The sequence below is a fragment of the Candidatus Baltobacteraceae bacterium genome (genome assembly GCA_035502855.1).
Lineage (GTDB): Bacteria > Vulcanimicrobiota > Vulcanimicrobiia > Vulcanimicrobiales > Vulcanimicrobiaceae > Aquilonibacter.
In genome coordinates, this window is sequence record DATJTX010000016.1 from 58347 (window position 1) to 73865 (window position 15519).

General features: G+C 65.2%; 15 protein-coding genes. 10 read left to right on the forward strand and 5 right to left on the reverse strand.

All coding sequences use genetic code 11. From position 1 onward, the window contains the following. Nucleotides 1-5 precede the first annotated feature (5 nt). Nucleotides 6-710, reverse strand: a complete 705-nt coding sequence (locus tag VMF11_03500; protein HTU69363.1) for a hypothetical protein — start codon at nt 708-710, stop codon at nt 6-8. Between the two features lie 27 nt (nt 711-737). Then, nucleotides 738-2258 carry a helix-turn-helix transcriptional regulator gene (locus tag VMF11_03505; protein HTU69364.1) on the reverse strand — a complete coding sequence of 507 codons (1521 nt, stop codon included), beginning with the start codon at nt 2256-2258 and terminating at the stop codon, nt 738-740. Nucleotides 2259-2372: 114 nt separating this feature from the next. Here VMF11_03505 and VMF11_03510 point away from each other — a divergent pair, with 114 nt between their 5' ends. Further along, nucleotides 2373-2768: an AraC family transcriptional regulator gene (locus tag VMF11_03510; protein HTU69365.1), complete on the forward strand. Its 396-nt coding sequence runs from the start codon at nt 2373-2375 to the stop codon at nt 2766-2768. Nucleotides 2769-2820: 52 nt separating this feature from the next. Further along, entirely contained in the window at nt 2821-3006 is a 186-nt protein-coding gene (locus VMF11_03515; GenBank protein ID HTU69366.1) for a hypothetical protein, read from the forward strand. 6 nt (nt 3007-3012) lie between these two features. On the opposite strand, the gene VMF11_03520 is transcribed toward VMF11_03515, so the two are convergent. After that, nucleotides 3013-3837 (reverse strand): GNAT family N-acetyltransferase, encoded by an 825-nt coding sequence (locus VMF11_03520; protein ID HTU69367.1) that lies wholly within the window; start codon nt 3835-3837, stop codon nt 3013-3015. Beyond that, a complete protein-coding gene (locus VMF11_03525) occupies nt 3837-4355 on the reverse strand; it encodes an anti-sigma factor (GenBank protein ID HTU69368.1) in 519 nt (172 codons plus the stop codon). Before VMF11_03525 ends, VMF11_03520 begins: the two co-directional genes overlap by 1 nt. 62 nt (nt 4356-4417) lie before the next feature. Between VMF11_03525 and VMF11_03530 the strand changes: the two genes are divergently transcribed. Beyond that, on the forward strand, nt 4418-5128 hold the full coding sequence (locus VMF11_03530; GenBank protein ID HTU69369.1) for an NAD-dependent deacylase: 711 nt from the start codon (nt 4418-4420) through the stop codon (nt 5126-5128). A gap of 15 nt (nt 5129-5143) precedes the next feature. Here the strand turns inward: VMF11_03530 and VMF11_03535 are convergent, their stop codons facing one another. Next, a complete protein-coding gene (locus VMF11_03535; GenBank protein ID HTU69370.1) occupies nt 5144-6193 on the reverse strand; it encodes an adenylate/guanylate cyclase domain-containing protein in 1050 nt (349 codons plus the stop codon). A 54-nt stretch (nt 6194-6247) separates the two neighbouring features. On the opposite strand from VMF11_03535, the gene VMF11_03540 reads away from it, so the two are divergent. The 7 genes from VMF11_03540 (at nt 6248) to VMF11_03570 (ending at nt 15512) form a co-directional block, all read left to right on the forward strand. Then, nucleotides 6248-6643 carry a hypothetical protein gene (locus VMF11_03540; GenBank protein HTU69371.1) on the forward strand — a complete coding sequence of 132 codons (396 nt, stop codon included), beginning with the start codon at nt 6248-6250 and terminating at the stop codon, nt 6641-6643. After that, nucleotides 6643-8547, forward strand: coding sequence for a glycoside hydrolase family 20 zincin-like fold domain-containing protein (locus tag VMF11_03545; GenBank protein ID HTU69372.1), 1905 nt, complete (start codon nt 6643-6645; stop codon nt 8545-8547). Before VMF11_03540 ends, VMF11_03545 begins: the two co-directional genes overlap by 1 nt. Beyond that, on the forward strand, nt 8544-10526 hold the full coding sequence (locus tag VMF11_03550; GenBank protein HTU69373.1) for a hypothetical protein: 1983 nt from the start codon (nt 8544-8546) through the stop codon (nt 10524-10526). The genes VMF11_03545 and VMF11_03550 overlap by 4 nt, the downstream gene beginning before the upstream one ends. 13 nt (nt 10527-10539) lie before the next feature. Further along, a complete protein-coding gene (locus VMF11_03555; GenBank protein HTU69374.1) occupies nt 10540-11931 on the forward strand; it encodes a dipeptidase in 1392 nt (463 codons plus the stop codon). Beyond that, the gene (locus tag VMF11_03560) at nt 11928-12665 is read left to right on the forward strand and encodes a serine hydrolase (protein HTU69375.1); all 738 of its coding nucleotides are present in this window, start codon (nt 11928-11930) and stop codon (nt 12663-12665) included. Before VMF11_03555 ends, VMF11_03560 begins: the two co-directional genes overlap by 4 nt. A 211-nt stretch (nt 12666-12876) precedes the next feature. Further along, entirely contained in the window at nt 12877-14412 is a 1536-nt protein-coding gene (locus VMF11_03565; GenBank protein HTU69376.1) for a PQQ-binding-like beta-propeller repeat protein, read from the forward strand. A gap of 2 nt (nt 14413-14414) precedes the next feature. Further along, a complete protein-coding gene (locus tag VMF11_03570; protein HTU69377.1) occupies nt 14415-15512 on the forward strand; it encodes a cytochrome c in 1098 nt (365 codons plus the stop codon). Nucleotides 15513-15519: the final 7 nt, after the last annotated feature.

Here is a 15519-nt window from a genome sequence, read left to right on the forward strand (position 1 = left end):
CCCTCTTAACCCGAGGACGTCTCGTAGATCTTCGGACAGAGCAGCACGCCGGTAGGCTGGGTCGAGATGAAGTCGATCGCGCCCTCGTTCAGCGTGAACTGGATGTTGATCGGCCACCCGTGCCACGGTACCGGAAACGGCGCTTTGATCCGCACGTAGTGATAGTCACCGGTCGGCGTTTGGATTTGCATCGCAATCGTTTCTTGCCCGCGCGCGACCAGCGATGCGTCCGGATACATCCAGACGTAGAACGAGTCTTGATCGTCCTCGATCTTGGTTTGTACCTGAATCGGATCGCCCACGGGCTTGTTGCACTGCGTATCTTTGTCGAACAACACGTACGTCGGCGAAAGGTAGATGAACGAGGCCGGTGCGGTTCCGTCCATCAGCATGGGATATGTTGCGGCCGGGGCGCCGTCGGTCAGCTGCTCGGTCATCGTGCGATCGTGACCGTTGATGATGAAAAAGAAATCTTGAGCGTAGCAGCCGTATCGCGGAACGCTTACTTGCAGCGCATACAGACCGAAAGGAACGTCGAATTGTACGACGCCGGTGTTCTCGTAATTACGCAGGAAGCTCATGTTCTGATCGAGGTGCGGTCGCCCGATCCGGTCGATCACGCGGACGTGCGCCGTAATCGCCGTTTCCGGCGGCAAGTTCAGCATCGCATGGCACAGACCGAGGTGAAGGACGACATGGGCACCGAGCATGGAGGTGATCGCTCCTTGGGTTACCGGCTAGGTGAAGCGGCCGCTGCGCGCCGCCTTGGCTACCAGCGCCGAACGAGAACGTACGCCGAGCGCCTTAAAAATCAGCTTGAGATGATTGCGAACCGTCGAGCGGCTGCGGCCCAGGCGCGCAGCGATGGCGTCGGTCGAGAGCCCCTCGCAGATCATGTTGAAGACACGCTCCTGCATCGGCGTTAGTGACGAACCCCCGGAGCTTTGCGGCGGCACGGCCAGGCTCGCGGCCTGCTCGTAGAGCCAGGAGGACGCGTAAAATTCCAACTTCTCCAACGCCAGCAATTGCCAGCGTGCGTGTGCGGTTGCGTGCGCCAGCGCAAGCGCCGCTTTGCCGGCGCGCCAGTCCGAGCCGAGGCGATCGAACTCATCGTAGGCGGCGCTCAAGTCGCGCACGGCCTCGCGCGTGCGTCCGTTTGCAAAGTGCACCATGCCCCGCGCCGCGGTCGCGACCGGATCGAACGTACGCGAGAGCGTGAAATAGCGCGCGATCGCCGCGGCCGCCGCGTCCGGATCGCTCGCCGCGAGCGCCTCGGCGAAGAGCGGAAGCGCCGTGCGTTCCAAAACGCCGGCGCGCGCCCAGTCGACGTCGCGCAGCAGATCGGTCGCCGCCGCCAGTTCGTTTGCGCACCAGTGTTCTTCGTGTGCCGTGCGCGCGAAGAAAGCGCGATCGAGTAAGACGATGGCCCGCAGCGGCGCGCTTCCGAGCCCTTCGGCAACGGCGCCGGCTTCGCGCAAGTACCGGAACGATCCGAGCCGATCGCCGGCAAGCGTCTTCCGCCACGCCAGCGCGCGCAGCGCCTGAAACCGGTCGGCCGCAAAATCGGGTGACCACGACGGACGAACCGCGAGCGCGTCCGCCGCGGCGGCTGCCGCCGCCGGAGCGGGAAGTTCGCAAGCAAGATGTGCCAACTGCGTGACCGCGCGATACCAGAGCGCCAGCTTCGCATCGATGTTGCCCTGCATCAGCGCGAGCAGACGCAACAGCGAGTCCGCGGCTTCACCGCTGCGCGACTCGGCAAGGTGGATCTCACCCTTGAGCCGCTCGCTCTCGATTTGGCCTTCGGTCCGGACGTCGACCAGCGTCGATTCGTAGCAGCGCCACGCGTCACCGATACGCGATTCACAAATGTAGCGGCGTCCGCGCGCGGCGGCGAGGGCAGCCGACTGTACGAGCGAACGGCGATCCAGCAATGTGCGGGCACGCTCGAAGTGCGCGTCGGCGGCGGCAAACTCGCGCAGCTGCGCGAAGCTCGAGCCGAGCAGCAGCTCGGCGGTGAGCCGATCCGCCTTCTGGACGAATCCGGCGCGATGCGCGAGCAGCAGGTCGACGGCGCTCGCGGGATCAGCGTCGAGCGCGATCCGGGCCCGCACGAAAACCACGTCGGCTGGGATTTCGGCGGTCCCGGCCGCATGACGGTCGTAAAGTGCGGCAGCCTCGCGAAAACGCGCAGCGGCGTACGCCGCCCGCACGCGGGTGGTCCACGGCGCTTGAGCGGCCTCGGGTCGGCGTGGCATTGCCAAGTGGATTGGCGAGCGCCCAGGGCCTGACCCGCCTGGCCTTCCCCAAAAGGACTAGAGCCGAACTAGCCCAAATGGGCTAGCTCCACCCCGTCTATTGGAGGCTGCAGCGTGCTCGATACCGTTCAAGCCTTTGAGTCCCGTCTTTTGGCCGACGACGTGCAACGGCGGATTCTCTACTATCCGCGGACGCTGGCCGCGGCGCAGTACGTTCGCGAGCACATCGGCGAACCGATTCGCCTGGAAACGGTCGCTGCGCTCGCCGGAATGACCACCTGCGCCTTCTCGCGCTATTTTGCCGAAAAAGTCGGTATCACGTTCTCGACGCTGGTAAAAACGCTACGGATCGAATACGCGCTCACGCACCTCGAACGCCGCGACGGTGCGATCTCCACGCTCGCAACGCAAACCGGCTATCAGAGCTGCTGCACGTTTTCGCGCGCGTTCAAAGACGTCATGGGACAATCGCCGTCGCAATACCGCCGCCGGATGCTTTTCGAACCCTGACGCTCGAGGGCCGGCAGGTCTAGACGCCGCGACCGCCAAGCGGTTCGTCGCTATGGAACACACGCTCATCCACATGGCCGAGACCGCCGCTTGGGCGTTCTTCATCATCTTCGTGTTCGCGATCATCGGCGTCGTCGCGACGGTCCGCTGGATCGTCAATCTCGTCACCGGCGCAGAGCGGGCCGTCGAAGGCGGCGTGCGTAACGTCGAAGACAGCATCACGCACCGCGGCGACTAGGGTAGCTCAAAACAGAATCGTCTGAAATTCGCCGACGGTCACGAAGCCGGCGCGTTCGTAGAGCGCGATGGCTTTCTCGTTGAAGTCGTTGACGTACAGTGAGAGCGAGGGCGTGAGTTCCAGCAACCGGTCGCAGACAGCGCCCAGCGCGGCGGTCGCAAGGCCCCGGCCGCGTAGTTCGGGCGGCGTCCAAATGCCCTGCAGCTGCGCGGTCATCGGACTCCACGGCCCGACGTTGCAAAAGAAGCAAAGCCGCCCGAGCGATTCACCGACCCACCACAGTCCGCGATCGATCATCGTGCGCACGTTCGAGGTGAATTCGGGTGAGGTCCGCATCGGATCGTAGTCGAGTTCGAGCGCGATCATCGAGGCCGAGTTGTCGGCAACGATGGGCCACTCGTCGAGCCGTGCCCGCCGCGCGACGACGGTGTGTTCGTACGGACGCAGCATCGAACGATCGAGCATCATCACGTGTTGGCGCTCGCGCACGAGGCGAGCGGGTTCGTGGTTGTGCCGGACCAGCCTCCAATAAGCGGAGACCTCCCGGCGCGGTCCGACGATCATCTTTTCACCGTGGTGCGCGGCGCCCACGCGCGCGAAGGCCTCGACCGTCGCCTGACCGTCGGCGGCCAGCACGACCTGGCGCGCAAAGTACGCGACGCCGGTGATCTTGCCGGACTCGTCGAGTGCCACGTGAAGGGCGCTGCGCGTGGTTGAGCCGAGATCGAAGAGGATCAGATACGTCAAGAACACGTTCGCGTACGGCGCGAGCGCCAAATAGGCTAACGCGTCCCGCTCGTGCGCGCTGGTCAAGCGCGTGGTGCGCACCATCAGTCGAGCTGTTCTACTACCAACGGCTTGGTCGTCAGCGTCTTGCTGCCGCCCTCGGGCTCGATGCTGATCGCGAGTGCCGCGATCTCTTTCGCATCGCCGGGGAGCGCCACGACGGCGACGCCGTGCGCATCCGGGACGAACGTCAGCGAGGGCTGCGGCGCTTTGCCGGCGGCCGCTATCGTCCACGCCTGGTAAACTTTGCCGTGCGGCGCAGCCGCGAGATCGTGCATCGTGATGTAGAGATGGCCGCGCACGCGCACGATCTGCCCACCGGGAATATCGAAGCGCTGCGCGCTCTCGTCCATGAGATCGGCCATCGTCGAGCGTTCGCTATCGAGATCGCGCACGAGGCCGATCGAGTGCGACTGCGTGCGCGCCGCCTGCGCTTGTGCGGCCCGCAGTTGTTCGATCAACGAAAGGTTGACGAGCGAGACCGCAACGGCGATGGCGAAGCACACGGCCGCAACCAGATAGGCCGGCCAGGTGCGCGTGCGGACATCATCCTTGCCGCTCATGTCGTGCCCCTTCGTCCGCCGCGCCGGTAGATTCCCGCAAGCACGCGGCGAAAGAGCCGGCGATGGACGACCTGGTTCGACGATTGCGCGCAGCACGCGCGGTTCTGGTGCTCACCGGCTCAGGCATCTCGGCCGAGAGCGGATTGCCGACGTTTCGCGGTGTGGGCGGACTTTGGCGCACGCATCGCGTTGAAGAACTCGCGTCTCCGCAGGGATTTGCGGCCGACCCGCAATTGGTGTGGACGTGGTACAACGAGCGAAATGCCGCGCACCGGCGCGCACAACCGAATGCCGGTCACTACGCGCTCGCTGCGCTCGAAGAACGCTATCGCGACTTCACGCTCGCCACCCAAAACGTCGATTCCCTGCATCTTCGTGCCGGCTCGCGCAACGTCGTCGAACTGCACGGCGCTCTGCGAACCGCACGCTGCACCGGGTGCGAGGAGCGAGAGCCGCTCGATTCGCTCGGGCTTGCGCTCCACCGTATCGAGCATCACTGCGGCGGACGTCTTCGTCCCGACATCGTCTGGTTCGGCGAACCGCTTCCGGCGGAGGGGTGGGAACGCGCCCGCGCGGCGGCCGATCGGGCCGACGTCATCCTGGTAATCGGAACCAGCGCGGTGGTCTATCCGGCAGCCGCGCTTGCCCGGCGCAACGGGGCTGCGTTCATCGCGGAGATCAACCCGGAACCCACTGCGATCAGCGACCAGGTCGATTGCGTCGTGCGCGGTTCGGCGGCTGAAACGCTGCCGCGGCTTCTCTCATTGCTCTGACGTTTGAGCGATGCGTCAGGGCGGCAGCTGCACGGGCGGCCCTTGATCGTCTTCGTAGGTTCCCACCACCGGCGGAGGCTCGGGAAGGGCCGGCGAGTCGTCGTCGTAGCGCGAGAAGTGCGTGAATTCCGGCGGGGCTGTGGCGGTAACGCGTTCGTCGATGGCTTGTTGCGGCGCGGTTTCTTCGGGAGCAATGTACGAGTCCGGTTCGACTGCCGGGATCTCCTCGGCTTCGTACGAGTGAACTTTCGTTTCGTTGAACGCGCGCTGCGAGGGCAAGGTGAGCAGGTCGTCGTCGGCCGCGCGGCGCGTGAGCCCGCGAACGATATACGCGTTTTGCAGCCGGCGCAGTCCGCGCAGCGGAAGCGAGGAGGTTGGAACCCCCACGAAGAGCTCGCGCACCACGTCGTAGGTGGCTTCCGAGGCAATGATTCCGGCGTTGAGCTCTTCGGAGGCCGCCTCTAACCGCGCCGCGACCTGCGCGGGATTTCCCACGATCGCAAATTCACGCCGGTCCTTGTAGCCCGTGTCGCCGGCGATGATTTTTCCGGAGTTGACGCCCATACCGACGGCGATCGGCTTACGTCCCTGCGCGCGCCAGCGCGCCTCCATCGCGTTGATTACACGCATGACGTCCAGTCCGGCGCGCAGTGCGCGTTCTTCCTGAAATTTCTCTTCGATGAGCACGCCGAAGACGGCCGTCACGGTGTCGCCGCGCAAACTCTCGATCATGCCGCGGTGACGCTGCACCGCCTGGCCCACGATCGTGTAAAATTCGTTGAGGTAACGCAGCGTCTCTTCCGGTGAGAGCGATTCGGCGAAGAGGGCAAAGTTGCGAATCCGCGCGCACAGGATCGTGGCATAGTACTCTCGTGCTTCGAAGAGGCGCGCGTCCTTGCGGGCGAGCAGCTCCTCGACCACCGGTGAGGGCACGTAGCGTGAGAAGAGCGCAAGAACACGGCGATGATCTTGACGCGCGAGCACGTATCGCCGGAAGAAGATCGAGGCGTAGTAGATCGCCGCACCAGCGAGAGCTGCGAGTGCGAGGACCAGCAAGGCAGCCATCGGACTCCTGGAGTTCCCGAGGCCCCACGCGGAAACCCGTCGTAAGAGCCGCGAATGGACGCTCTCTTGACATTACGCGGGAAAATCGCGGGCTTTCCCGGATACGGCGAGATGAGCGACCGGCATCGTGCGGACGAGATGGTACGAGCCTACCTCGGGGAGGCGCTGGCGCGCCTGCGGGAGCGTCTCGCTCCCACCGGTGACGCCGGCGAGCGGCTCGACGCCGCGATCCTGCGCACCGACTTCACCAATCAGAAGGTATTCGGCTCCTTCGAGTCCGCCTCGACCGACGCCGGTACGGTCGATCGCATCAGCCGCGCCGATCTCGCCGCCGTGGAATTGGCCGACCGCGCCGAGGGCGTCGACGCCGCCGCGCTGCCCGCGTACATCGACGAGGTGAGCGCGGCGCTCGACGTGCGCGATCGCGCGATGGAAGCCGCGGCGGGATAGTGCTGGCTCCGATACTCGCCGCGGTCGCGCTGCACGTTCTTCCGCGGCCCGTCTCCCTCGTTCGCGGCGCGTGCTCGATTCCGCCGCCCCGATTTGCACCGATCGGCATCGATCCGGGCGCGCTCGACGAATGGCAGCGCCGCTGGACCGCACTCGGCATTGCGCACGTCACGAGATCGCCGCGATCGAACGTTCGGTTCGTTCGCGATCCGTTGCTGCAGCCGCAGGCGTATCGCCTGGACGTGTCGCTGCGCGGCGTCACGATCCGCAGCGCCGACGGTGACGGCGCCTTCTACGGCGTGATGACGTTGGCGCAGCTCCCGGTGCGCGACGGCGGGCGATGGGTCGTTCCCTGCGTTCGCGTCGACGATGCGCCGGCGCTGCGGTGGCGCATTCTCTCCGACGACGTTTCGCGCGGACCGCTGCCGACGATGCGCTACTTCGAAGAGCGCATTCGCACGATCGCGGCATTCAAGATGAACGGCTACTCGCCGTACATGGAACACGTCTTCGCGAGTCCGACCGATCCGCTCCCGGCGCCGCCGGACGGGATCACGCCGGCGCAGCTGCACGCGCTCGCCCTGTACGCCGCGCGCTACCACGTCGCGCTGATCCCCGAGCAGCAGACCTTCGCCCACATGCACAACACGCTGGCCGTCGAGCAATACGCGAGCGCCGCCGCCTTCCCTCACGGTTTCCTGCTCTCGCCCGCATCGGATTTGGCCGCCGAATACTTGCGGCGCATTATCGGAGGGGAGCTGGCGGCGGTTCCGCACCCGCCGTTCTTCCACATCGGTTCGGATGAAACGGCGACGCTGGGTGAAGGCGGCACCGCGGCCTACGTTGCGGCGCACGGCGGACGCAGCGCGGTTTACGCGCAACACGTCCGCGACATGAACGCACTGATCGCGCCTTCGGGCGCACGGATCATGCTTTGGGACGACGGCATCGAAGCCGACCCGTCGATCATGAAGCTGTTGCCGCGTAGCGCGGTCATCGTCAACTGGCATTACGGCGCCGAGAAAACCTTCGAGCCGTATATTCGCCTGATCGCGAATGGCGGCTTCGAGCAAATGGTTGCCCCGGGTGCAAACAACTGGAGCCGTATTTTCCCCAATGTGACCGCGGCGCTCGCCAACGAGGGCCGTTTCATCGACGAGGGCAAACGCGCGCACGTCCTCGGCCTCTTCGAAACCGTTTGGAACGACGACGGCGAGACGCTCTTCGAAGCCACATGGTACCCGGTCATTTACGCGGCGGCCGACGCGTGGAGTACCACCGACGGCTTCGAGCACGATTTTCCGAGCGCGTTCTTCGGCGTCGACGATCCGCGCTACGCGAGCGATGCGGTGCTGCTGGGTTCGATGACCGATCGCTTGCCCGAGTTCAGCGATCTGCTCGCCTGGGCGGATCCGTTCGTGCCGGGAACGATCACCGACGAGATGAGCAAGGTCGATCTGCGCACGCTTCGGCTCGACGCGGAGCATGTCGAGACCGACCTGATCGCGGCGCATCCGCCGCTGCACGCCAACGCGGCGGCCGTCATGCTGCTCGCGGCACGGCGCTACGACGCGCTCGGACGGCGCTATCAGATCGCGGCGGAGGTGCGCGGGTACTACGCCGATGCCGCCGCGCATCCCAAGGACGCGCTGCGCGACCTCTTCTGGTGCAAGTATTGGTTTTGGGAGCAGCGCGACATCGACGAGCGGCTCGCGATTCCCTACGCGCGGGCGTGGCGGTACGAGGATCGCGAGGATCATTTGGCGAGCAACCTCGAGCGCTATCATCTCGACGCACAGCGGGCGATCGAGCGCGCCGACGCGATCGATCGCGTGATCTACAACCAGTACGTGCCGAGCAAGACGCTGCCCCCGCTCGATTCGGTTCTCGGCTTGCCGCAGTGATCCACGGCGTCGCGCTGCTGGCGGTCTTTTTCGCGTTCGCGTTTGCGATGTACCGGCGAATGATGCCGGCGATCGTCGCGCTGCCGTGCATGGCCGTGCTGATGCTGCTCGTCGCCGGCGTGCCCGCAGGGCATCTTGCCGGTCTGATCACGCGCGGCGCCGTCGCGCTCGCCCCGGTCTACGTCACGGTGATTTTCGGTGCGCTGCTCGCACGCGTGACGCTCGATACCGGTATTGCCCGCGCGCTCGTCAATCTGGCGGCGGAATACGGCGGCGAAGCGCCCTTCGCGCTCGCGCTGGTTCTTTGCGCGGTCGTTGCGCTGCTCTTTACTTCGCTCTCCGGATTGGGAGCGATCATCATGGTCGGCGCGATCGTGTTGCCGGTGATGATGACGACGGGGGTGCCGCGCACCGTCGCCGCGACGCTCTTTCTCATGGCCTTTGCGCTCGGCTTCATCTTCAACCTCACCAACTGGCGCTTCTACACGCAACTCTTCGGCGTCGTCCCGCAGCAAATGACGCATTACGCACTATTGCTCGCGGCGATCGACGCGGTAGCGCTGATCGCGTACGCGGCGCTCAGCTTTGCCCGCGAGCGCGATTACGCCACCTATGCCGACGCCGGCGACGAGCCCGAGGCGCCGCGCGTTCCGGCCATCGCCCTGGTGACGCCGCTCCTGCCGATCGTGCTGTATTTCGTGCTGCATCTCGATCCGACGATTTCCTTCGTCCTGGCCGCGATCTTCGGTGCCGTCGTGACGCGCGGTACACGCTGCGTCGAGACGCTCGTAGCTGCGGCGATTCGCGGCGTGGAAGACGTCGCGGCCGCGGTGTTGCTGTTCATCGGCATCGGGATACTCTTCGTTGCGACGCAAGAGCCGCTGTTCCGGGACGCGGTGCGGCCGCTGGTGAGCGGCTGGGCCGACAATCCGCTCGCGTATGTCGTGATATTCGGGCTGGGCAGCCCGCTCGTGCTCTATCGCGGACCGCTCAATCCGTTCGGCGTCGGCATCGCCGTCTTCACGGTACTCCTCTCGACCCATGCCCTGCCGCCGGTCGTGCTGGTCGCGGCCGTAATGGCGGTCGTGCAGGTGCAGAATGTTTGCGATCCGACGAATACCGCCAACGTCTGGGTCGCAAACTTCACCGGCACGCCGCTCGATACCATTACGAAACGTACGTTGCCCTTTCAAGTGGCGGTCGCGACGCTTGCCGTGCTTGCGGTCGCCGTGGGCGCGCCCCGGCTCTTCGGCGCGCGCGCGTTTGCGGCGGCGCTGCAGCCCGCGCTGGCCGCGCCCCTGCCCGGACTCTTCGCGCCGGCGCGCGCAAGCGAACGCATCGCGGTCGACGACGACGGCTCGCCGCTCGCTCGCGCGGCAGCCGGCGCGGTGCTCACCGATCTGGGCCGGCCGCCGTGGACCGCTTTCGCAGATCACGACGATCCCGATGCGCGCGACTGCTCTTCCAAAGGATATGCGGCGTATGTCTACGTGAGCGCGGCAACGTTCCGGTTGATCGAGGGGACCGATTTGGATATCGGGCTGCGCTTGGAAGACTGCGGCGGATGGATCGTGCAGGAGTGGCACGATCATGCGGTCGAGCTCGATTCGCCGACCGCGGCGCAGGCACAAGCGCTGGCGCATGAGGGAACCGCGCGGCTGCGGGCTTGGGCCCGGAGCGATCCGCGCGCGGATGAACTGTTCGCTCGCGGCCTTGCCCTGGCGCCCGGCCAGTCGCCCGGGTTTCTTTATGCGCTCTTTAAGACCGTCGACGGGAACATGCGCGTGTACGTGCGGGCCGGGGGCCCGGCCTACGCGGCCGGGCTGCGCACGGGCGACGTGGTAGAAAAACTCGACGGGCAGTTTTGGTGGGAATACGGCACCTATCAGACCGAACAGCGAGCATACGACGGTAAACCGCACGATTTCGAAATCGAGCGCAATGGCCATACCATCGATATTTCACTTCCGTCATCCTAAAGGTGCGAACGAGATGAGCGTCAACGCGGCGATAGACCAGGAACTCGCGGCCTATTGCAGGGCCCATCGCGACTCGCATCTCGACGAGCTGAAGCGCTGGGTCGCGATCCCGTCGATCTCGGCCGATCCGGCGCATCGCGACGACGTGCGAACCTGCTGCGAGCGGTTGGTGGACCGCATGCGCGAGGTCGGATTGGATGCGCGCGTATTGGAAACGGCGGGGAATCCGCTGGCCTACGGGCAGTGGCTGGGCGCGCCGGACGCGCCCACCGTCTTGATTTACGGCCACTACGATGTGCAGCCGGCCGATCCGTTGGAACTGTGGAAGAGTCCGCCGTTCGCCGCGGAGGTGCGCGACGGAAAGATTTACGGGCGCGGAGCGGTGGACGACAAGGGCCAAGTGCTGATGCATTTTGCCGCGATCGAAGCGCATATGCGCACGCGCGGCCGTTTACCGATCAACGTCAAGATCGTCGTCGAAGGTGAAGAGGAGATCGGTTCACCCAGTTTCGAGAGCGCGCTCGAACGCTACCGCGATCTCGTCACCGCCGACGTTGCGGTAATCAGCGATACGGCGGTCTTTTCGGAAGACGTGCCGTCGCTGACCGCGAGTGTTCGCGGCTTGGTTCATTGGGAGATCGCGGTCCACGGACCGGCGGACGATACGCATTCGGGCTACTACGGCGGCGTCGTCGCCAACCCGATCGAAGCATTGGCGCGCATCATCGCCGGCCTGAAAGACGCGAGCGGCCGCGTGCTGGTTCCCGGATTCTACGACGGCGTGCCCGAACCCGACGCCGCGACGATCGACGAACTCACGAATCTCCCATTCGACGAAGGGCGCGAAGCCGAGTTGCTCGGCGTCCCCGAGCTGTGCGGCGAGGCAGGACGAACGCCGCTCGAACGGATGTGGTTTCGTCCGACGCTCGAGTGCAACGGGATCTGGGGCGGTTATCAGGGCCCGGGCACCAAAACGATCATTCCAGCCTTTGCGCGCGCGAAGTTATCGGCGCGGCTGGTCGGTGAACAGGATCCGGTCCACGTGCGCACGCTCGTCACCGAGTACGTTCGCGCGAACGCACCGCGCGGCGTGCGCGTCGAAGTCGAGTCGGGCGGCGACGTCGCGCCGGTCGTCCTCTCACGCGATCATCCGGCGGCGCTTGCGGCGGGACGCGCCATGCACGCGGGCTTCGGCATCGCTCCGGTGTACATCGGAACCGGCGGCTCGATCGGTCCGGTGGCGAGCTTCGATCGCATTTTGGGAATCCCGCAAGTCATGATCGGCGTGGGATTACCGGACGATCACATTCACGCGCCCAACGAGAAGTTCAACCTCTCGCAGTTTTTCGGCGGAATCGTGACTATGGCCGTGCTCTACGATGAACTCGCCGCACTGAAGCGGTGATCGCGTTGGTGCTCGTAGCCCTTCAGCCGATCGGACCGTCTCCGCTCTTTACGCCGACGACCGCACCGATCTCCGAACGCGCGATCCTCGAAGAAGAGATGCAAAGCGCGCAGGCGCGTGCGAAGACGCTTGGAGCAACGCTCGGCGTGAGGATCGTCGACCTGACGACCGGTGCAACGGCCAGCAGCGGCGGCGACGTCAACCTGCCGATGGCCGGCGTTCAACGGCTTGCGTTGGCAATCGTGACCATGCGGGCCGTCGATGCGGGGGAGCTTGCGCTGACGCAAAGCCTCGACGGGGTGACCGTGCGCGACCTCATCTCCCGCATGGTGATGGATAACGACTATGCATCCGCGAACGCGCTGATTCAAGCGCTTGGGGGAGGCGACGCCGTCAACGCGCGGTTGCGCGCGCTCGGCTTCGATGCGGTCTTCGTGGCGCCGGACGACGCCGGGTACGCGACGCCCAACGCGCTCGCGCGTCTCTTGAGCCAACTGGTAAACGGCGGATTGCTCGCGCCCGCAAGCACCAAACTGCTCTTGAACGAAATGAAGACGATGCACTTGACACATACGCAAACCTCGACGAACGAGGCGCAGATTCTCTATATCAATCGCCGCACCGTGGCGATCGCGGCGATGTTGAACGCGGGAAGCGGCAGCGATGAGGCCCGCGACGCGGTCATCGCTGCGCTCGTGCAAGCGGCCGCCGACGCAACCGCCGCAACGCCGTAGCACGGCCGCCAGGCGGGCTTACTCGGTTGCTTTGTGAGCCGAAGAATAGGCTCGCCGCAGCGCAATTGATGGTACGATAAGCTAGCATAAGGAGGGGTTTATGTTGCGTTTTGCACCCGTTCTCGTGATTGCCGGCTTACTTTTTCTTTTGGCGATGCCCCCGTTGGAGGGGCAAAGCTCATGGCCAACCTCCAGCTCGTATACGAACGCGATGGGAAACAACAGTGCTTGGATCCTACCGGCGCGCACCTACAGCGACAACCGTTACGTTCCCGCGGCCAAGCTCGGTGCCGGGGCTACGGCCAAGCTTCGGAAAGCGTGGTCGACGAGCGTCGATGCCCGTGGGCCACTCGAGGTATCGCCGATCGTTTGGCAGGGCACGATGTATGTCACGTCGTCGCACAACGACGTGTACGCGCTCGACGCTAAGACCGGCGCGATCAAGTGGCACTTCCATTACGTTCCGCACGTCATTGCGTTTTCGGCCAACCGCGGCGTCGCGCTCGGCGACGGTAGGGTGTACGAAGCAACGCTCGACGGACACCTGATCGCGTTGAATGCGGCCACCGGAAAAATCGTGTGGAACGTTCTCGCGGCGCACGATCCGCGCAATACGTTCTTTACGATGCAGCCCGTGCCGTACAAGAACATGTTGCTGCTCGGCGCTTCCAACGGCGACTGGGGAGGCATCGGCTACCTGAGCGCCTTCGACGCGGCGACGGGAAAGCGTCTGTGGGATTGGTACACGATCCCGGGTCCGGGCCAAGCCGGCCACAATACGTGGAGCGGCGACTCCTGGAAACGCGGCGGCGCCGCGATCTGGAGCGGCATCGCGATCGATCCGTCGACCGATACGCTCTACGCCGATCTCGGGAATCCGCAGCCGGACTTCCTCGGCACGATTCGCGCCGGTTCAAATCTCTATAGCGATTCGATGGTCGCGCTCGACATCAGCGGCGCGAAACCGACGATGAAGTGGTATCACCAGTTCATCCCCCACGATACGCACGACTGGGATCCCGCCATGCCTCCGGTGCTCTTCACCGGACAAGTCGGCGGCTCGCCGCGAGATCTCGTTGCGGCGGGCGACAAGGCCGGGAACTTCTGGGTCCTGGACGCCGGAACCGGAAAGCTCGTGTACCATCTCGCGGTGAGCATGCAGCGCGGACAAAACACGCAGCCGAGTAAGGCCGGCGACATCGCATGTCCCAACACCAACGGGGGCGTCGAGTTCAACGGCGGAAGTTACCTGCCCGAAACGAACTTCTTTTACGTACCGAGTACGAACCAATGCGGCATCTGGACCTCGCCGGGAACGGCGGCGTACATCGCCGGACAATTCTATCTCGGCGGCGCCTTTCCGAAACAATACGGACCGAGCACCGGCTACATGAACGCAATCAACATCAATACCGGGAAGTTCGCGTGGCGTAAGAAACTGGCGTTCCCGCAAATCGGCGGGGCGCTCGCACTTTCGACCGGCGTGGTCTTCACCGGCGGCGTGAACGGTGACTTCAGGGCCTACGATGCCAAGACCGGCGCCGTCTTGTGGCATTATCCGACCGGATTGACGATTCAAGCACCGGCGAGTTATTACGAACTCGACGGCAAGCCGTACGTCGTCGTCGGGGCGGGGCCGGCGGGCGTGAACTTCGCCGATCCGCGCTTTGGCCAAGGTGCGCCGACGCTCGAAGGCACCTACAGTCACCCGGTTCGAGCGCTGATCACCGCGTTCACCACCCCGTGACGATGCGCACGATCGCCGCGGTCCTCGTGGTCGTCTTCGCGCTCAACGCGACGGCGAACGCGAAGTCGTCGCGCGACGATCACGGCGACGCGATCGCGGCGCTGGCCGGCCTGCAGTCGGCCGTCGCGGAGATCGTGCACATCGAGGATAGCTACGCCGTCGGGCGCACCGCTTACCGGAACGCCGCGCGCCGCGCGCTCGGCGAAGTCAGCGGTGCGCTCGATCGTGTCAATCACCTGTTGGATCAGGTCGCGACGCCGCCATGGCAACCCGCCGTCGAGGGCACGAAAGTGAACCTCCTCGAAGCGCAGGAGAACTTGAATGACGCGCTTGGCGAACGCGAATTGGACGATTACCGGTTCGATCTCACGCGCGCGCTGGCAAGCCTCGCGCTGGCCATCGGCCGGCCCTCACAAGACGGTGTTCTCGGCGGGCTCAGCGGCGCGCTCGCAAACACCGAACTCGCCGTTCCGGCCGGCGCGGTTCGCGTCGCCGGATGCGGCGTGCCTGCACGCGCTCCGGCCTACGGCATCAACGCGGGAGCTTTGGTATACGTGGCACTGCCGCGCGCCGCGGCGGCCGCGCGGGTTCCGGCGAATCTCGCAATTCGGTCGGTCGCCGTGCGCGGAGACGAAATCGTGCTTTACACCGCGCACGCCGCGACGTGCAAACTCCAGCGCGCGCACGACGTCGCGGCGGCGACGCCGGCGATGCCGATGCTCTACACCGCCGCGCAGGCGCACGCCGGAAAGATCGTTTACGTCCGGCATTGCCTGCAATGTCACGGGACCGATCTTCAGGGAACCGCCGGCCCGGCGGTCGCCGGAACCGATTTCCTGAAAACCGCGAAGTTCGACGGTTGGACGCTGCGCGACGTGCGCACGACGGTATTCGAGAATATGCCGTTCTCGGATCCGGGTTCGCTGAGCGCGCAGCAATACGCCGACGTGATGGCCTTCCTGCTTGCCTCCAGCTGCTACCCGGCTGGGACGAAACCGTTCCCGCAGTCGGACCAAGCCTCGTTCGCGTCGATCAAGCTCGGCCCGATGAGCGGCGTACGGGCGACGAATCCAAAGAATGGAACCTGTGCCGTCAAATAACCCTCGG